Origin of the sequence: Streptomyces sp. NPDC055243 (assembly GCF_044544025.1) — a bacterium.
In the GTDB taxonomy this organism is placed as follows: domain Bacteria; phylum Actinomycetota; class Actinomycetes; order Streptomycetales; family Streptomycetaceae; genus Streptomyces.
Genome location: NZ_JBITWR010000008.1, coordinates 280,845 through 298,730, shown reverse-complemented (window position 1 = coordinate 298,730; position 17,886 = coordinate 280,845). Strand labels below are relative to the sequence as shown.

General features: G+C 71.2%; 18 protein-coding genes. 14 read left to right on the top strand and 4 right to left on the bottom strand.

Translation table 11 applies throughout. The annotated features are described in order from the left end of the window. Nucleotides 1-130 precede the first annotated feature (130 nt). The 8 genes from ACIGXX_RS24520 to mnhG all read left to right on the top strand — a co-directional run bounded on the left by ACIGXX_RS24520 (nt 131) and on the right by mnhG (nt 8,298). The gene (locus tag ACIGXX_RS24520) at nt 131-994 is read left to right on the top strand and encodes a class I SAM-dependent methyltransferase (protein ID WP_351166054.1); all 864 of its coding nucleotides are present in this window, start codon (nt 131-133) and stop codon (nt 992-994) included. After that, a complete protein-coding gene (locus tag ACIGXX_RS24515; RefSeq protein ID WP_351166056.1) occupies nt 991-1,677 on the top strand; it encodes a GNAT family protein in 687 nt (228 codons plus the stop codon). The genes ACIGXX_RS24520 and ACIGXX_RS24515 overlap by 4 nt, the downstream gene beginning before the upstream one ends. 218 nt (nt 1,678-1,895) lie before the next feature. Beyond that, nucleotides 1,896-4,787 carry a Na+/H+ antiporter subunit A gene (locus ACIGXX_RS24510; RefSeq protein WP_399978760.1) on the top strand — a complete coding sequence of 964 codons (2,892 nt, stop codon included), beginning with the start codon at nt 1,896-1,898 and terminating at the stop codon, nt 4,785-4,787. After that, nucleotides 4,784-5,359, top strand: a complete 576-nt coding sequence (locus tag ACIGXX_RS24505; RefSeq protein ID WP_351166060.1) for a Na(+)/H(+) antiporter subunit C — start codon at nt 4,784-4,786, stop codon at nt 5,357-5,359. The genes ACIGXX_RS24510 and ACIGXX_RS24505 overlap by 4 nt, the downstream gene beginning before the upstream one ends. Then, a complete protein-coding gene (locus ACIGXX_RS24500) occupies nt 5,356-6,978 on the top strand; it encodes a Na+/H+ antiporter subunit D (RefSeq protein WP_399978756.1) in 1,623 nt (540 codons plus the stop codon). The genes ACIGXX_RS24505 and ACIGXX_RS24500 overlap by 4 nt, the downstream gene beginning before the upstream one ends. Next, complete coding sequence (locus ACIGXX_RS24495) at nt 6,975-7,586, top strand: Na+/H+ antiporter subunit E (protein ID WP_361465827.1); 612 nt, start codon at nt 6,975-6,977, stop codon at nt 7,584-7,586. The genes ACIGXX_RS24500 and ACIGXX_RS24495 overlap by 4 nt, the downstream gene beginning before the upstream one ends. Continuing rightward, nucleotides 7,583-7,927, top strand: coding sequence for a monovalent cation/H+ antiporter complex subunit F (locus ACIGXX_RS24490; protein ID WP_399978752.1), 345 nt, complete (start codon nt 7,583-7,585; stop codon nt 7,925-7,927). The genes ACIGXX_RS24495 and ACIGXX_RS24490 overlap by 4 nt, the downstream gene beginning before the upstream one ends. Beyond that, entirely contained in the window at nt 7,924-8,298 is a 375-nt protein-coding gene (gene mnhG, locus ACIGXX_RS24485) for a monovalent cation/H(+) antiporter subunit G (protein WP_366461766.1), read from the top strand. The genes ACIGXX_RS24490 and mnhG overlap by 4 nt, the downstream gene beginning before the upstream one ends. Nucleotides 8,299-8,310: 12 nt before the next feature. On the opposite strand, the gene ACIGXX_RS24480 is transcribed toward mnhG, so the two are convergent. Then, nucleotides 8,311-9,012, bottom strand: coding sequence for a hypothetical protein (locus tag ACIGXX_RS24480; protein ID WP_366461765.1), 702 nt, complete (start codon nt 9,010-9,012; stop codon nt 8,311-8,313). 138 nt (nt 9,013-9,150) lie between these two features. On the opposite strand from ACIGXX_RS24480, the gene ACIGXX_RS24475 reads away from it, so the two are divergent. Together ACIGXX_RS24475 and ACIGXX_RS24470 are read left to right on the top strand one after the other, a co-directional pair. Continuing rightward, nucleotides 9,151-9,804 carry a class I SAM-dependent methyltransferase gene (locus ACIGXX_RS24475; RefSeq protein ID WP_399978748.1) on the top strand — a complete coding sequence of 218 codons (654 nt, stop codon included), beginning with the start codon at nt 9,151-9,153 and terminating at the stop codon, nt 9,802-9,804. Nucleotides 9,805-10,079: 275 nt separating this feature from the next. After that, nucleotides 10,080-11,114, top strand: a complete 1,035-nt coding sequence (locus tag ACIGXX_RS24470; RefSeq protein WP_399978745.1) for a WD40 repeat domain-containing protein — start codon at nt 10,080-10,082, stop codon at nt 11,112-11,114. A gap of 14 nt (nt 11,115-11,128) precedes the next feature. Here ACIGXX_RS24470 and ACIGXX_RS24465 read toward each other — a convergent pair whose 3' ends face one another. Continuing rightward, nucleotides 11,129-12,088: an HNH endonuclease gene (locus ACIGXX_RS24465; RefSeq protein WP_351166076.1), complete on the bottom strand. Its 960-nt coding sequence runs from the start codon at nt 12,086-12,088 to the stop codon at nt 11,129-11,131. Between the two features lie 648 nt (nt 12,089-12,736). Here ACIGXX_RS24465 and ACIGXX_RS24460 point away from each other — a divergent pair. The 3 genes from ACIGXX_RS24460 (at nt 12,737) to ACIGXX_RS24450 (ending at nt 14,908) form a co-directional block, all read left to right on the top strand. Further along, entirely contained in the window at nt 12,737-13,885 is a 1,149-nt protein-coding gene (locus tag ACIGXX_RS24460; RefSeq protein WP_399978741.1) for a winged helix DNA-binding domain-containing protein, read from the top strand. 118 nt (nt 13,886-14,003) lie between these two features. Then, nucleotides 14,004-14,405: a VOC family protein gene (locus ACIGXX_RS24455; RefSeq protein WP_399978738.1), complete on the top strand. Its 402-nt coding sequence runs from the start codon at nt 14,004-14,006 to the stop codon at nt 14,403-14,405. After that, on the top strand, nt 14,402-14,908 hold the full coding sequence (locus ACIGXX_RS24450; protein WP_399978735.1) for a DinB family protein: 507 nt from the start codon (nt 14,402-14,404) through the stop codon (nt 14,906-14,908). The genes ACIGXX_RS24455 and ACIGXX_RS24450 overlap by 4 nt, the downstream gene beginning before the upstream one ends. A gap of 71 nt (nt 14,909-14,979) precedes the next feature. Here the strand turns inward: ACIGXX_RS24450 and ACIGXX_RS24445 are convergent, their stop codons facing one another. Continuing rightward, nucleotides 14,980-15,729, bottom strand: a complete 750-nt coding sequence (locus ACIGXX_RS24445; RefSeq protein ID WP_351166082.1) for a helix-turn-helix transcriptional regulator — start codon at nt 15,727-15,729, stop codon at nt 14,980-14,982. 54 nt (nt 15,730-15,783) lie between these two features. Here ACIGXX_RS24445 and ACIGXX_RS24440 point away from each other — a divergent pair, with 54 nt between their 5' ends. Beyond that, nucleotides 15,784-17,007: an MFS transporter gene (locus ACIGXX_RS24440; RefSeq protein WP_351166084.1), complete on the top strand. Its 1,224-nt coding sequence runs from the start codon at nt 15,784-15,786 to the stop codon at nt 17,005-17,007. A 48-nt stretch (nt 17,008-17,055) separates the two neighbouring features. Here the strand turns inward: ACIGXX_RS24440 and ACIGXX_RS24435 are convergent, their stop codons facing one another. Then, nucleotides 17,056-17,886 carry a helix-turn-helix transcriptional regulator gene (locus tag ACIGXX_RS24435; protein WP_351166086.1) on the bottom strand — a complete coding sequence of 277 codons (831 nt, stop codon included), beginning with the start codon at nt 17,884-17,886 and terminating at the stop codon, nt 17,056-17,058.

Here is a 17,886-nt window from a genome sequence, read left to right as displayed (position 1 = left end):
GCGCGAAGCCAGGGCAGGGGCTCTGGGCCGGGAACGGCTCGGTAGGAAATCCCAACTGAAGGAGTGATCTATACGCTCGGAGGAGTGATGCTCCTTGCTGGGCCGCCGCCGGTGTTGTGACCATCGCCGGATGGACGGACAGAAGCGGCAGGCCCAGCTGGACGGCGTCGCCGAGACGACGCTGTGGACGTTGCACCATCGCGCTCTGGCCGCAAAGGACCCCGGTTCGGCACTGCTGGACCCGAAGGCGATCGAGGTCATCGATGCCGTCGACTACCCCTTCGAACGGCGCTTCGGCACCGGCAACTGGGGCATGGCGCAAGGGATGGCCGTACGAGCACGCTGTTACGACCGCGAGGTGCGCCGCTTCCTCAAGGACCATCCGGACGGCACGGTCGTCTCGCTGGGCGAGGGCCTGGAGACGCAGTTCTGGCGGGTGGACAACGGCACGGTGCGCTGGCTCGGGGTCGATCTGCCCGAGGTCGCGGCGCTGCGGCAGCGGTTGCTGCCGGACGCCCCACGTCACCGCACGCTGTCCTGTTCGGCCACCGACGCGCGGTGGATGGACGAGGTCGACGCCTCGCGCGGGGTGCTGATCCTGGCCCAGGGGATGCTGATGTATCTCCCGCGGGATGTGGTGCACCGGCTCATCGAGGCGTGCGCCGCCCGCTTTCCCGGAGCGGAGCTGGTCTTCGACACCCCGCCCGCCTGGATGGCCGCCCGCACCGAGCGGGGCCGGTGGAGCTACCCCGCCGGATACCGGCCGCCGCCGATGCTCTGGGGGATGACACCCGCGGAACAGCGCAAGCTGCGCGGGGTGCACCCGAACATCGCCGCCGTGCGCGCCGTGCGCGCGCCGCGGGGCCGGGGATTCCTCTGCGGGTGGCTCCTGCCACTCGCCGACTTTCTGCCTGCGATCCGCACGCGCAAACCACTCTGGGTCACGCGCCTGTCGTTCGGCCCGACGAAACATCACCAAGGAGTCAGCAGATGACGGATCGCCTGGAAGCCGAGCGGGAGCAGACACCCCTGTGGGCGCCGCGAGAGCCGCGCCAGGTGAAGGTCGATGAACGGCCCTCGCCGGTGCCGGAGCAGCGTGCGGTCCTCATCGAAGGCGCCACGCTGCGGCTGCGGGAGTTCCTGCCAAGCGACGTCGAGGGAGTACTCGGCATCTTCGGCGACCCCCGCACCACCCGCGAGTTCGGGATGCCGCCCTTTCAGCGCCACGACGCCGCGGCGCTGGTGGAGCAGGCCCGGGCGGGCGCCCGGCGGACTCCCCGCTCGCACTACCGCCTGGGCGTCAGCGAGATCGCCACGGGCGAGTTGATCGGCTCGGCGAAGCTGATCGTCGAGGACCAGTCGGGCGAGGGCGGGATGGTCCGCGTCGGTTACCGCAGCGCCGAGGTGGGTCTGGCGCTGCGCGCCGACCGGGTCAGCGTGGGCCACAGCGTCGAGATCGGTTTCCTGCTGGGCGTCTTGGGCTTCGACCGGCTCGGCCTGCACCGCGTCTGGTCGGGATTCATGCCGTCGAACATCGCCGCGCAGCGGGCCATCGAGAAGGCCGGCATGGTCCGGGAGGGACGGCTGCGGCACTACGGCCATGTCGACGGTGTGTGGCACGACATCGTCCAGTACTCCATTCTCGAGGACGACTGGAAGGCCCTGCGCGGCTACTGACCGGCGCGGCCACCGACCCGCGAGTCGCGCGACGGTGGACGACGTCGCGGTGAGCCCTGCGCAACTGGCCTTCCGCTTCGGCAGGACGTAGGCAGGACGTAGGCAAGCCGTAGCCCGGGGATCGCGCGGCGCCGCAGTGCTTCTCGCCGCCCGCCCCGCTTCTCGGCTTCTCGGCGCGCCCACCCTATATGTCGCTTACTTGCCGATATGCATGACCCATGACCGTGTTGGTCCTGGCCCACTTCGTCGTCGCGCTCTGCGCCGCCCCGCTCGTCCGCCGCGTCGGGCCGCGCGCCTTCGTCGCACTCGCGCTGCCGCCCGCGGCCGCGCTCGCCTGGGCGCTTGGCCAGTGGGGCACGGTCACGGGCGGCGGAGCGCGCAGCGAGGCGTGGACGTGGATCGAGGCGTACGACGTCGAGGTGGCGTTCCGGCTCGACGCGCTGGCGCTGGTGATGGTGCTGCTCGCCGCCGGGATCGGTGCGCTCGTGCTGCTGTACTGCGTGCGCTACTTCGCGCAGGGGACACGGCAGTTGGGCTCCTTCGGCGGGAATCTACTGGCCTTCGCCGGAGCGATGCTGGGGCTCGTCCTCGCCGACGACCTGATGATCCTGTACCTGTTCTGGGAACTGACGACCGTCCTGTCCTTCCTCCTGATCGGGTACGACAGCGAGCAGCGGGCCAGCCGCCGCTCCGCGCTCCAGGCGCTGACGGTCACCTCGGTGGGCGGACTGGCCATGTTCGTCGGGTTCCTGATGCTGGGTCACACGGCGGGCACCTACCGCATCTCGCGGATCCTTGAGTCGCCGCCCGCGGCGAGCGGCACGCTGTCGGTGGCGCTGGTGCTGATCCTGGCCGGGGCGCTCGCCAAGTCGGCGATCTGGCCGCTGAGTCTGTGGCTGCCGAACGCGATGGCCGCGCCCACCCCGGTCAGCGCCTATCTGCACGCGGCGGCCATGGTGAAGGCGGGCGTGTACCTGGTGGCGCGCCTGGCCCCCGCGTTCGCGGACGTCGCGCCGTGGCGGCCGGTGCTCCTCGCGCTGGGCACGGCGACGATGCTGCTGGGCGGCTGGCGGGCGCTGCGCCTGAACGACCTCAAGCTCGTGCTCGCGTACGGCACCGTCAGCCAACTCGGCTTCCTGATCGTGCTCGCGGGGGACGGCACGTACAACACCGCGCTCGCCGCCATCGCGATGATCCTGGGGCACGCGCTGTTCAAGGCGCCGCTGTTCCTGGTGACCGGCATCGTCGATCACGCGGCGGGGACGCGTGATCTGCGACGGCTGTCCGGGGTGGGGCGGGCGCTGCCCTGGGTGGCCGCGGTCGCCGGCCTCGCGGGCGCGTCGATGGTCGCGCTGGTGCCGCTGCTGGGATTCGTGGCGAAGGAGGCCGCGTTCGAGGCGCTGTGGCACGGCAGCGTCGCCGAGCGGTGGGTGCTCGCCCTGATCGTGGTCGGCTCCGCGCTCACCACCGCGTACACGCTGCGTTTCCTGTGGGGCGCGTTCGCCCGCAAGCCCGGGCTCGCCGACAGTGCCGTACACCGCGTGGGCCCCGCCTTCCTCGCGCCGCCCGCGCTGCTTGCCGCCGCCTGTCTGCTGCTGGGCCCCGGCATCGGCTGGGTGGCACCTCTCTTCGAGGCGTACGCGGCGAGCTACCCCGCCCCGGACCACCCCTATCACCTGGCGCTGTGGCACGGGTTCGGGCCCGCGCTCTGGCTCTCCGCGCTGGCCTGGGCGGGCGGTGTGGCGCTGTTCGCGGGCCGGGACGCGGTGGTGCGGCTGGGGCGGCGCCTGGCGTGGCCGAAGGCGGACGAAGGCTTCGGGCGGATCGTGCTGGGTGTGGAGCGGACGGCGCTACAGGTGACGGGCGCGGTCCAGAAGGGCTCGCTGCCCGCGTACGTGGCCACGATTCTGGGCGTCATGCTCGCCGGGCTTCTCGCGGTCCTGGTCGTGGACCGGCCCTGGCGCGGTGTTCCCGCCCCGCGCGTCTGGGATTCGCCGTGGCAGGCGGCGGTCGCCGCGCTGACCTGTGCGTGCGCCCTGATGTGCCTGGTGGTGCAGCGCCGCATGAAGGCGGCCGTGCTCGCGGGCCTGACGGGGTACGGCACAGCGCTGTTGTACGTCGTCCAGGGCGCCCCGGACCTGGCGCTGACGCAGTTCGGCGTGGAGACCGTCTCGACCGTGGTCCTGGTCCTGGTGCTGCGGAGACTGCCGGTGCACTTCGGGCAGACGGCGCGGTCGTGGCGCAGCGTGGCCAGTCTGCTGCTCGCGTTCGCCAGCAGCGTCGTGGTCGCCTGCGCGGTGTGGCTGGCGGCGGGAGCGCGGACGGCGGCGCCGGCCGGGGCCGCCATGACCGAGGAGACCGCGCACCACGGCCTCAAGGACGTCGTGGCGGCGATTCTGGTGGACTTCCGCGCCTGGGACACGATGGGCGAGTCGGCCGTCCTCGCGGTCGCCGTCCTGGGCGTGACGAGCCTGCTGTACGTCCACCGCAGACAGGGGCCGACCCCCGGTGCGCCGCGCGCGCTGCCCGGCGGGGTGACGGCCTGGTCGCTCGCGGCGCCCGCCATCCAGGTGCCGCTCAAGTACCGGCAGACCGCGCCGGAGCGCAGCTGGCTGATGGCCGGTGACACACTCGCGCCCCAGCACCGCTCGGTCGTCTTCGAAGTGATCGCCCGCCTGGTCTTCCACCCGATCCTGATGCTGTCGGTGTATCTGCTGCTGTGCGCGGAGAACCTGCCGGGCGGCGGGTTCGTCGGCGGACTCGTCGCGGGCGTCGCCCTGATGATCCGTTACCTTGCGGGCGGACGCCACGAGTTGGAGGCCGCCGCCCCGGTCCACCCCGGCTTCTTCACCGGCCTCGGCCTGGCCCTGTCGACGGGCGTCGCGCTCGCCGGCCTGGCCGACGGGACGGTGCTGCACGCCTGGACGTGGCACGGGCATCTGCCGCTGATCGGCGACTGGCACATGGGCACCGCCGTCCTGTTCGACCTGGGGGTGTACCTGCTGGTCCTGGGCGTCGTCCTCGACATGGTCCGCGCCCTCGGCTCGAAGATCGACCAGCAGACGGAACACCGGGCCGGACTGGCGCTCGCCGGAGAGGGGGAGCGGTGACCCTCAGCCTGACCCTGCTGGTCTGCGCCGTCGTCCTGACCGCTGTCGGCGGCGTCCTCATCCACACCCGCAGCCTGACCCGGGTGCTCATCGGGGTCATCGTCTGCGGCAACGGCGTCAATCTGTTCGTCCTGGCCACCACCGGCCGGGCCGGGGTGCCGCCGCTGCTGTACCCGGGCGTCGCATCCGCGCGGGTCACCGACCCGCTGCCCCAGGCCATCGTGCTGACGGCCGTCGTCATCACCCTGGCCACCACGGCGTTCGTGCTCGCGATGGTCTACCGCAGCAGCCAGCTGACCGGCTCGGACTTCGTGCCCGACGACGTGGAGGACCGGCGCGTCGTCCTGCGCGCGGAGATCGCCGAGGAGCGTGCCGAGCTGCGCGAGCTGCACCGCGGCGAGGGGCCGCGTGCCTGGCGCGACGAACGCCGCGAGCAGCGCCGGCGGCTGCGCGCCGACCGCGCCTTCCAGGCCCGCGCCCGGGATGCCACCGGCGATCTGTGGGACGACATCCTCGGCGCGGACCCGCCCCCACCGCCAAGCCCCGTACGGCAGGAGAACGCCCCCCGGTGAACGCCCTCGTCCCGCTGCCCGTCGTACTGCCGCTGACCGCGTGCGGCCTGAGCCTGTTCATCGGGCCCCGGCTGCGCATGCTGCACCGGCTGATCGGCATCGGCGTCCTGGCCGCCGTCCTCGCCGTCGACATCATCCTTCTCGTCGAATCCGACCGCGGCGGCCCCCTGGTCGTCCACCTCGGCGACTTCGCCCCGCCGCTGGGGGTGACGCTGGTCGCCGACCGGCTCTCCGCGCTGATGCTGACCGTCTCCGGCGCCGTCACCCTCATCGTCCTGATCTACGCGCTGGGCCAGGACATGGTCGACCGCGAGGAACGCGCCCCGATCGCCGTCTTCCACCCCGCCTACCTGGTGCTGGTCTCCGGGGTCTCGCTCACCTTCCTCGCCGGCGACCTGGTGAACCTCTACGTCGGCTTCGAGATCATGCTGATGGCCAGCTTCGTGCTGCTCACGGTGGGCGGCACCGAACCGCGCCTGCGGGCCGGTTCGACGTACGTCGTCGTCTCCCTCGTCTCGTCGCTGGTGTTCCTCGCCGGCATCGCGGTCGCCTACGCGGCGTGCGGCACCGCCAACTTCGCTCAGCTCGCCGTCCGCCTGGCCGAACTGCCCCTGGGCGTACGGACACTGATCGAGGCGCTGCTGCTGACCGTGTTCGGCGTCAAGGCCGCGGCCTTCCCGGTGGCCGCCTGGCTGCCCGACTCCTATCCGACCGCCCCCGCCCCCGTCACGGCCGTCTTCGCCGGGCTGCTCACCAAGGTCGGCGTGTACTCGATACTGCGCGCCGAGACCCTGCTGTTCCCCGGCAACCGGCTCTCCACCCTGCTGATGGCGATCGCCTTCGCGTCCCTGCTGATCGGCATCCTCGGCGCGGTGGCCCAGACCGACCTCAAACGGCTGCTGTCCTTCACGCTCGTCAGCCACATCGGCTTCATGCTCTTCGGACTCGCGCTCGGCAGCCGGGGCGGCATCGGCGGCGCCATCGTCTACACGGCGCACCACATCACCGTACAGACGACGCTGTTCCTGGGGGCCGGGCTGCTCGAACGTCGCTACGGCACCACCGAGTTGACCCGTCTGGGCGGCGCTGCGCGCACCGCGCCCCTGCTGGCCGCGCTGTGGTTCGTGCCCGCCATGAACCTCGCCGGGATCCCGCCGCTGTCCGGCTTCCTCGGCAAGCTGGGGCTGATGCGGGCGGGCGCGGCGGACGGCGGCACCGACGCGTACGTGCTGCTCGGCGCCTGCGCCGTCGCCAGCCTCCTGACGCTGTACGTGATGGCCAAGGTGTGGAACCTGGCCTTCTGGCGGGCCGCCCCCTCCCAACTCCCCCTGGAAGGAACCGTGTTGGAGGACGCCGAGGACATCGAGGACAGCGAGGATTCCGCGGGGGCCGAAGGAGGCGTGAGAGTCGGGAACGGCGGCGCGGTGGCCGTCCCCGCCACCGCATGCGTGCGCACCACGGCCCGCGTGCCGCGCGTGATGATCGGCGCGACCGTCGGTGCGGTGCTGCTCAGCCTCTCCTACACCGTCCTCGCCACGCCCCTGGCCGGTCTGGCCGACCGCTCGGCCGCCGAACTCCTGGCGCGGGCCCCCTACATCACGGCGGTGCTCGGCCCGTGAGTTCCCCCGACACCGCGCACCGCCCGCGCCGCCGCCTTGACCTGTCTCTGATCGCCTGGCTCACGGTGATCTGGATGCTGCTGTGGTCGGGCCCGACCTGGGGCAACCTGATCAGCGGCATCGTCGTCGCCGTCGCCCTGTGCCTCGTCTTCCCGCTGCCCGCCGTCGACCTCGCCCTGCGCCTGCGTCCGCTGGGCATCGTGCGCCTTGCCGGCTACATGGCGTACGACATGGTGGTCTCCAGCGCCACGGTGACCCGCCAGGCCCTGACCGGCCGCAGACGCCCCGCCGCGGTGATCGCCGTCCAACTTCGCTGCCGCACCGACCTGATGATCGCGGCGACCGCCGTCGCCACCTCCTGCGTGCCGGGCGGCGCGCTGGTCGAGGTCAACGGCGCCACCGCCACCTTGTACCTGCACATGTCCGACGCCGACGACCGCGACATGGTGCGCCGTACCCGCCGGGACGTGTGGCGTCTGGAGGCCTTGGTCGTGCGGGCCTTCGGCACCCGTGACGAGATCACGCGCGTAGCGGTGGACCCCGGACCCGAACCTCCCGCTCCTCCCACGCCTCCTGCTCCTCCCGCACGAAAGGATCCCCGGCCGTGACCGATGTGGACGACCTCCTGCTCGACGCCGCCCTGGCGGTGATCCTGCTCGCGGGCGCACTCCTGCTGATCCGTATCTGGCGCGGCCCGTCCATGCTCGACCGCGCGGTGGGCGTCGATGTCGCGGCCGCGCTGATCGTGGCGGGGATCGGGGTGCAGGCGGCCTCCACCCGGACGCGCTACTACCTGTCGATCATGTTGGTGATCGCCTTCCTCGGCTTCACCAGCTCGGTGGGCATCGCCCGCTTCATCGCCGTACGCGACCGCCCCACCCTGCCGCCCGCCCCGCCCGCGCCGCCCGTTCCGACCGCCCCGACCGTCCCGACCAAGGAGGGCCCGTGACCACCTGGAACCACGTGGCCGACATCGGCGGCGCGGCCCTGCTGCTCGTCGGCGCCCTGGTCTGCCTGACCGGCGTCATCGGCCTGCTGCGCCTGCCCGACGTCCTCGCCCGCAGCAGCGCCGCCACCAACCCGCAGACGCTCGGCATCCTCCTGCTCACCGCGGGCGTCGCGCTGCGGCTGCGCTCGTGGGCCGACCTGGGCACGCTCGCCCTGGTCGTCTTCTTCCAACTCCTGACCAGCCCCGTCGCCGCGCACCTGGTGGCACGCGTGGCCTACCGCACGGGGCAGATCGGCGACTGTGCCCTGCTCTTCGACGAGCTCGCCGGGACACAGGCGACGACCGCAGCGAAACGGGACAACCGGCCTTGACCCAGGGAGCCGTCAGCGCGACGGGCTGAGGGTGGGTGGCCACTGAGCGTCCGCGGAAGGGGCGGCGTCGCCCGTCTTCCAGGCGGGGTCGTAGGCGCAGGGGACGCTGGCGCCGCCGGTGAAGTACTCCCGGTCCGCGTACCAGGTGAAGGACATCCGCTCGTCGCCGTCGTCCCGCTGGACGAACAGGTCCCAGTCCTTGCCCTTGGCGCCCTCGCGGTAGGACGACACCGTCCAGCCGTCGTCCTTCAGGTGCTGGTGCAGCCGGCGCAGACCGGATTGGGCCCGATCCGCGGGCACGTGGTCCAGCGCCCAACTGTGGTTCGCCGAGTAGGCGCCGTCGACGGTCTCGTCCTCCATCCCCAGCGGGCCTCCGTCGTAGCAGAGTCCGGAGCCGAACGTGTTCTCGGTGCTGACGCCGATCTCCTCGAATCCCGGCTTGACGCTGCGGGTGAACCCCAGGACGTCATAGGCATCTTCCGAACGCTGGAAGGCACGGTCGGCCATGTCCTCGGGCGCGACACGGGGAAAGTCCGTCGACCCCTCGGAGCGCAGAGCGAGCGGGACGACCAGGGCGACCAGAACGAGGACGACGAGCGCGGCGCAGCCGCTGAATCCGAGGCGCCCGAGGAGGGAAGGGGCGGAGCCGGTGGACGCGGTCGTGGGCGCGCCCTGGGCGGTGGCGGTACTGGTCGGGACGTTCTCCTGGGGCATGTGAGGACGGTATGCCGGTGGGGGAGCGCGGCGGATGGGCGCGGATACCCGGCACCGGGTGGGTACGCGTACTCAGCTGATCACCGCGCGCGTCTCCGGGGCCCGGTGATGTCAGTGGGGCGTCGTATCGTGCGGAGCATGGAAGAGGTAGTTGACGGCGGCTCAGGCACCGACCGCTCCGCGGTGCTCGCGCCAGGGGTGCAGCGGTATTACGCGGAGTGGGCCGACGCCTTGGCCGAGCGGTACGAGGAGTTGACCTTCGAAAGCGTGCACGCGGAGATTCTGCATCTGCTGCCGATACCGCCTGCGAGGGCTGTGGACATCGGGGCGGGGACGGGCCGGGACGCCGCGGCCCTGGCCCGGCTCGGACATCAGGTGGTGGCTGTCGAGCCGGTGCGGGAGATGCGGCAGGCGGCGGCGCGGCTGCACCCCGAGCCGATCACGTGGGTGGCGGACGCGCTGCCGGCGCTGGCCGGGCTGACGGGGAAGTTCGACCTGATCCTGCTCTCCGCCGTGTGGATGCATCTGGACGCCGGGGAGCGGACCGAGGCCATGTCACGCCTGAGCGGCCTGCTGGCGGACGGCGGCCGACTGGCGGTGACGCTTCGGCACGGCTCGCCGCCCCAGGACAGGCGGATGTTCGACGTACCCGCGGCGGAGACGGTGCGGCAGGCCGAGGAGCAGGGCCTGCGGCTGCTGCTGCGCGGAGGCGGAGAGGACCGGCTGGGCCGCGACGGAGTGAGCTGGAGCCACCTGGTCTTCGAGAAGATCGAGGGTGCGCATGGCGGCTGACTCCTTCTACGTCGCCGATCCGACCGAGCGCGCCTCGTGGCGGCTGGCCGCGCCTGCGTGACACGTTGGCCCTCAGTTTGGGCAGGTCGGTGGGCGATGGCAGTACGGCACAGTGGATGCGTCTCTTCAGGGAGATCGCGGCGCTTTGACCCCGTCGTCTCCGCTGCCCTGCGGTAAGGGTCCGCGGGGGCGCTCGGGCGCTCCACCCGCGGATCTGAACAGGTGGACGCTCCCGGTGCGACAGCGATGTCAGTGCTGGGGACTACCCTCACCGCATGTCTGACGCACCGCTGCTGGTGAGCAGCGACATACCGTCCTCGTCCCTGATCATCGATGTCTCGGTGGTTCAGGTGGGCGGCGGGCCGCTGGTGGTCTGCGCCGATCGCAACGATGTCGTGTGGACCTGGGATCCGCTGCGGGACGTGTGGCAGAAGCGGCCCTTGGCGTATGGCTTCGCCGAAGATCCGCTCGCCGCCAAGTATCCCGATGCTGACAACGAGCTGGAATCGGTGACCGCGGCCGTCTCCGGCGGGCGCGTGCTGCTGGCGGCCGGCGGTCATGAACAGGGCTGCGCCCTGTGGGACTTGGACAGCGGCGAGCTGCTGCGGGGGGCGATGTACGAGGACCCCTACGTCGGGGCCATGACCACCGTGAGGGGGGAAGAGCGGCCGCGGTTCGTGACCGGTTCGTTCGACGCCGGAGTCCTGGTGTGGGGAGCGTCCCCGGACGCGCCCCCGGTGCAGCTGCCGGACAGTGACATACACGGCATCTGCACGATCGCCGCCGCACTGGTCAGTGGCCGCACCCTGGTCGCGGCGGGCGGCAGCGATGTGGGGGTGTGGGACCTGACGCGGAACGAGATGCTGGCGTCGTTCTACCCGGACCACGGCGGGATCTCAGCGATCGGCCTGTCGCGGATCGCCGATCGTCCGGTGGTGGTCGCGGCGGCGGACGTGGACCCGGGAGAGCTGTACGTATGGGGGCTGCCGGGCGACGATGGCGACGAGGACGGTGAGGACGGTGAGGTCGGTGAGCCGCTGTACGGTCCGATCACCGGTCACGAGGGCGGCATTTCCGCCCTGGACACGACCATGGTCGATGATCGCCCCTTCGCGGTGACCGGGGGCACGGACGCGACCGTACGCGTCTGGGACCTGGGCAAGGGCGCGGTAGTCGGCGCTCCTCTCCTCGGCCACCGGGGCAACGTCGCGGTGGTACGGACCGCCGTGCTGCGTGGCCGCGAAGTGGCTGTGAGCGCGGGTGAGGACGGCGTGATACGCGTCTGGGACCTGGCTGGGTTGGTGCCGTAGAGGTCGGCTTCGGCTTAGTGGTGCGTGCTGGTCGCAAGGCGAGCCGGGCCTCGGCGGTCGGGCCGGGTGCCGTAGCGGGGGGACTTCTTTCCGAGGCGCCACTCCATGACGGTCCGGTCGCCTTTCGACAGGTTGCAGTCGGGGCAGGCCGGGACCAGGTTTCCGATGCCGTCGACTCCGCCCCGGGAGATCGGGACGACGTGCTCCTGATGCAGGGACGGGGACCTCTCGCCGCAGTAGGCACAACTGCCCTCGTACCGGCCCCACAGCCGTGCGAGATCTCGGTCGCTCACGCTGTACCGCTTGGCACGGGCGAGCATCGCCCGGCGCTGGTGGTTCCCGCGACGCTTGGCGGCCCGCACCCTTTCCGGGTTCGCCTCGAAGTAGGCGCGGCGGGAGCAGCGGCCCGAGCAGTAGACGCGAAGGGCCGAGCTGAGCGGCATTCTGTGTCCGCAGTAACCGCACGGACGTGAACGAAGAGCGGTACCGACCTTGCGCTTGTACTGGGCCTTCAAATGGCAGGACTGCCCGCAGAACTTGGCGTCACCCCGGCGGTGGGCCATCGAGCCACCGCACCACGCGCAGCCGTCAGCCTTCGGTCTGGGCACGTAGTTGGCGCGATACCAGCAGCCATGACCGCAGTACTTGCGGAGACCGTGCTCCCGCATCTCGATCGGCTGACCGCAGACCGCGCACTCCCGTTCTCGTTTTGCCTCCGCACGCTCGATCTTGCGCCGCTCGGCCTGTGCCCGGTTGTTCCTGGCGACCTGGCAGTCGACGGAGCAGTAGAGAGCGAGAGCGCCTCGCTCGGCCGGAACGGTCAGGCCACAGCCCTTGCAGGCATGAGGCCCCGAGCGCACCTGCGCCTTGTCGAGATCCCGGCATGACGGGCAGCGCTGCGGCTTGCGCCCAGGCTTGTCGCCGGGCACATCGAAGGGGGCCCCGCAGCGCTCGCACTGGAGAGTGATCGACACCGGCCGCGCGGCGGCCCTCCTCTCACGCCGCCTGAGCAGTCGCTCCTCGCGTGACACGGGCGGCTGCTGCGGAACATGCCCCTGGGCGTCATAGCGGCACTGCCCGCCGCAGTACCTCGCGCGGGGACGGCGGTGGTTGATGTCAGCCCCACAGACCTCGCACCTCCTGTCCCCCCGCAGCAAGCGAATCTCTTCCATACGGGCCTCGTGATGGGACCTGGCCCTGCGGGCTGCCGCGGTGGCCCTGTGTTCCTCGGAGCAGTAGCGGGGAGGGGCACCAGGGCGGTTCGGCCGAACGAACGAGGCCGCGCACTCCTCGCAGATGAGCATGGCGGGGCGGCGCGCTTCCAGGGCACATGTGTCGGAGCAGTACTTCGCAAGTCCGTGTCGGTGACTGATGTCCGCCCTACATACAGCGCATCTCCTCACGGGGCGTACCTCGTTCTCCACGCATGGCCTGTACGGCACCTGATCCTGGTTGGACCGCAAGGTAGCCCACGGCACTGACAGCCGTTGCTGGACAAGCGAGTTGTCCCCGACCACGTCCATACGAGCTGCCTCCTGGACTCGTCCAGGGCTCGGTCAGTTGCGGACAGGGTCCAATACGAGGTCCAAGGAGCGCGGGGGAGGGCAGAATCCTGGACTGTGATGATCAGCGCGCGTGAACTCAACCGGGCGACCCTCAGTCGCCAACTACTGCTGGAGCGTCAGTCATTGACCGTCCAGGACGGAGTGCGGCGCGTGGTCGCGCTCCAGGCGCAGCACCCGGCCTCGCCGTACCTCGCTCTGTGGAACCGGCTCGCCGGGTTCACTCCGGCCGGGCTTGATGCCGCTTTTGCCGACCGCTCGGTGGTCAAGGCGACACTGATGCGGATCACGCTGCATGCCGTGCACGCCGAGGACTATCCCGTCTTTCGCGCGGCGATGCAGCCCACTCTTCATGCCTCCCGGCTCGGTTTCCGCTTCGCCGCCGCGGGACTGAGTCCTTCGGATGCCGAGGAACTGGTGCCGGAGCTCCTGGACTTCGCGCGCGAGCCGCGGACTTCGGCACAGATGCAGGCATGGGTGGAAGAGCGGCTCGGCGCCGAGAAGAAGGACGGGGCGTGGTGGGGGCTGAAGGGGTACGCGCCGTTGCACCACGCCCCGACGGACGCGCCCTGGTCCTTCGGCCTGCGGCCGTCCTTCGTCGCCGCCCCAAGTGGCCCTGGGCTGCCTGTGCAACCTGTGCCAGGAGGGCGAGCGGCGGACCCCCAGGCGCTGAGGACCCTGATCCTGCGCTATCTGGCGGGGTTCGGGCCTGCGTCGGTCGCGGACGTGGCGCAGTTCGCCATGGTGCAGAGGACTCCCGTCCGTGCGGCGCTCCTTGCCCTGGGGGACACCGTTGAGCAGCTACAGGGCCCGGACGGGGTGGTGCTGTTCGACCTCCCTGGCTCGTCCCGGCCGCCTGCGGAAACCCCCGCCCCGCCGCGGCTCATGGCCATGTGGGACAGCACTCTGCTGGCCTACGCCGACCGCAGCCGGGTGATACCTCCGGCCTACCGACCATGGGTGATCCGGCGCAACGGCGACGTACTGCCCACCTTGCTGGTGGACGGTCATGTCGCCGGCGTGTGGCGTCAGATGGAGGACGGCATCGAGGCCACGGCCTTCCACCCTCTGGCACCCGCCACCTGGGACGGACTTGCCGAGGAGGCCAAGTCCCTGACAGCGCTCCTCGACGAGCGCGAAGCGTCGGTCTACAGCCGCTACCACCACTGGTGGGCAAAGCTCCCCGAGGCCGAGGTACGGATTCTTTGACCGGGTCCCTGGACCGGCCCCTTAGGCCGGGTTCCTGCCGGTTCGGCCAAGTCCTTTTGCGAGAAGCCTGATCAGCAACCCCTATGCAAGGGCTGCTCACCCGTAGATCCTCTGTCGTGTGACCGATACGACGAGCGATCCCGCGTGGCCCACCGGCATCAGTGCCATCACCTTGTTCGTCGAGGATCTGGAGGCCACGAAGCAGTTCTATCGCGAGGTCTTCGGGCTGCCGGTGATGTTCGAGGACGGCAACTCCGCCGTGTTCGGCTTCGGGGGCACCCTCATCAATCTGCTGAAGACCACAGCCGCACAAGAACTGATCGATCCGGCGCGGGTCGCCGCGCCCGACGCCGGCTCACGCCTCCAGCTCACCCTCCCCGTCGACGACGTGGACGCGATGTGCGAGGAACTCGGCGCCCGTGGCGTGAAGTTGCTGAACGGACCGTTGGACCGGCCCTGGGGGATCAGGACCGCCAGCTTCCGCGATCCCGGCGGCCACATCTGGGAGATCGCCAAGTGAGTGGGACTTCGGACCCTGAGGTCCGGGCTCTCCTGTCGTTCCTGGACGGGCAGCGCCGCCACGTCCTCGGCATACTCGACGGGCTGGACGCGGAAGCCTTGCGGCGGCCCGTACTGCCCTCCGGGTGGTGCTGCCTGGGGCTGGTCCAGCACCTCGCCCTCGACGTCGAGCGGTTCTGGTTCCGTGCGGTGACGGTCGGCGACGAGGAAGTCATCAAGGCTCTGGACGAGGTCGACGACGCGTGGCAGGTGGGGCAGGACGTTCCCGTGGCCGATGTCCTGGACCGGTATCGCACGGAGACGCGCCTCGCGGACACCGTCATCGCCGCTACGGCCGCGGACACGCCGCTGGCCTGGTGGCCCCAGCACCTCTTCGGCGAACCACACCTGCACACCTTCCGGGACGTCCTGCTGCACGTCATCACCGAAACCGCGTGCCACGCCGGCCATCTCGACGCGGCCCGAGAACTCATCGACGGCCGACGGTGGTTGGTCCTGACGTAGCCGCCTGACTGCTTCAGGTGGAACTGGGATGGCTTTACACGCGGCGGAGGGATGGCTTCGGGGGCCGAGGATCACCGGGACGTGTGTGTCCACGTGCCTGGGGTGTGGCCGAAGGTGCGGCGGAACGTGTCGATGAAGGCGCTGGCCGAGGACCAGCCGCATTGGTGTGCCACCGCCGTGACGGGGGTGTTCTGGGCCAGCAGGACCAGTGCGTGGTGGAGGCGTAGTTGGGTGCGCCACTGCGGGAACGTCATGCCTAGGTTGGTGTGGAACAGGCGGGACAGGGTGCGGGTGCTCGCCCCTGCCTCGCGGCCCAGTTCGCTCAGGGTGCGGTTGTCCGACGGGTCGGCGCTCAGGATGGCGCACAGCGTCCGCAGCAGGGGTGCGGTCGGTGTGGGCAGGTGCAAGGGCTCCTGGGGCGAGGCCCGCAGTTGGTCGAGCAACACCGCGCGCAGGCGGGCCCGTTCGGGGCTGTCGTCCTCCGGGGAGCGTGTGTAGGCGACGATCAGTTCGCGCAGCAACGGGCCCACCGAGAGCACCGTCGGTGTCTCCAGGGCGAGCGGGTTGTCTGCCGTCGGCAGGCCCACCAGGTGCAGTTCCAGTTCGCCGTGGGCCTGATGGGCGTGCACCGTACCGGCAGGGATCCAGATGGCGCGGGTGCCGGGAGCGACCCAGGAACCGGCGTCGGTGGTGACGGCCAGCACGCCGCGACCCGCGTAGACGATCTGGTGGTCGTCGTGGCGGTGGGTGTCGATCGCGGCGCCGGGTGCCAGTGACTGGGTGCGGGTCGGGGCGACCGGCTGATGGCGGATGTTCGTCATTGTCTGGCAGATTATCGGAAGTGCGTCATGGTCCCCGGCGTCGACCATGACGGGGTGCGAAGGAATCGATCCATCACCCTGTTGTCCGCCGGGCACGCCTGCGTCGACCTGTACCAGGGCGCCGTGGCGTCCCTGGTGCCGTTCTTCGTCGCCGAGCGCGCCTACAGCTACGCCGCCGTGTCGGGCATCGTGCTCGCCGCCTCCCTGTTGTCGTCGGTGGCGCAACCGGTGTTCGGCGTCCTCACCGACCGCTGGGCGATGCCGTGGCTGTTGCCGGTCAGCACAGTGCTGGGCGGCGTGGGCATCGCGCTCAGCGGGGTGAGCGGCTCCTATGCGCTGACCCTCGTGTTCGTGGCGGTGTCCGGGGTGGGCGTGGCCGCCTATCACCCCGAGTCCGCACGGGTGGCCCGCCTTGCCGGCCGGGGCAGCCACAGCGGGATGGCCTGGTTCTCGCTCGGCGGCAACCTCGGCTTCGCGGTGGCCCCGCTCGTGGTCACCGCCGTGGTCGCCACGGGGGGCCTGCGCCTGACGCCACTGCTGGTACTGCCGGCGCTCGTCGGTGCCGTGTTGTGCCTGCCCGTGCTGCGGGCCCTGGAGCGGCAGCGGGCTGCCGGGGCCCGTGCGGCGGTGCCGGTCGGAGGCGGCGACGACAGGGCGTCGTTCGTGCGGCTCTCGCTGGCCGTGGTGTGCCGGTCGATCGTCTTCATCGGCTTGAGCACGTTCATCTCGCTGTACGCCACGGAGCGCATGGGCGGCAGTACGGCGGCGGGTACCGCCGCGCTGTTCGTGCTCTACCTCGGCGGCGCGGTCGGCTCCGTGCTGGGGGGCGCGTTGGCGAACCGCTGGGACCGGGTCACCGTCGCGCGCTGGTCGTACCTGCTCTCGGTCGGGTGGGTGGCGGGTGTGGTGTTCGTACCCGGCCCGGCGATGTATCTGTTCGTGGCGCTGACCTCGGCCGGTCTGTACGTCCCGTTCTCGCTTCAGGTCACGCTCGGGCAGGACTATCTGCCCTCCCGCATGGGCACCGCCAGCGGGATCACGCTGGGTCTGACCGTCAGCATCGGCGGTCTGGTGAGCCCCCTCATCGGCGGCTTGGCCGACGCGACCTCCCTGCGGACCGCCCTGGCGCCCTTGGCCCTGATGCCCGCACTGAGCTGGCTGCTGTTCCGCACGCTGCCCGAACCCGCCGTGCCGCACCTTGTGGATGCGGCCCATCCGAATGCCAAGCAGGACGGCACTGATGCCGCGCTCTCTTCCCGCCCGGCCGATCGCCGCTGACGCCCGGCCCGATCCCCGCTGACCGGCCCGCACCGCCACGGAGTCGGCTCAGGGCTCCCGTCGCGCCGTCGCGGCCAGTGAGCCGAGGAGCGCGAGTGCCTCGCTGCTGGGTGAGGCCGGCTCGGCGTGGTAGACGACGAGTTCCTGGCCCGGGGCCGCGCGGACGTCGAAGGTCTGCATGGTCAGCGTCAGCGGGCCGACCTCGCGGTGCTCGAAGCGCTTGCGTTCCAGGGCCTTGCCGCGGGCGTCGTGGCGGGCCCACAGGTCGGCGAACTCTGCGCTCTGCTCTAGGAGTTCGCCGAGCACCTGCCGCACCCGTGGGTCGTCGGGCGCCGCGCCGTGCCCCAGCCGGAAGCCGGCCACGGAGTTGCGCGCGACGTCGTGCCAGTCGCGGTAGAAGGCGCGGGCCGCGGGGTCGGTGAACAGGACGTGCAGGAGGTTGCGCGAGTGCGCCCAGCCGTGGAAGAGCGCGTCGGCGATCGTGTTGGAGGCCAGGACGTCGTACGCGCGGTTGTAGACGACGGCCGGGTTGTGCGGCCAGGCGTCCATGAGCGCAAGCAGGCTCGGCTCGACCCGGTCGGGCACGGCAGAGGCCCTGGTGCGCGGACCGACGCCGGCGAGCCGGAACAGGTGCAGGCGGCCGTCCTCGTCCAGGCGCAGGGCGGCGGCCAGGGCGTCGAGCACCTGCGCGGAGGGCGAGCGCTCCCGGCCCTGCTCCAGGCGTACGTAGTAGTCGGCGCTGACCCCGGCGAGCAGGGCCACCTCCTCGCGCCGCAGTCCCTCCACCCGGCGGTGCCCCGTGGAGGGGAGGTTCACCTCGGCCGGGGTGACGTGGGCGCGCCGGGCGCTGAGGTAGGTGCCGAGCTCTGTGCGGGCCAT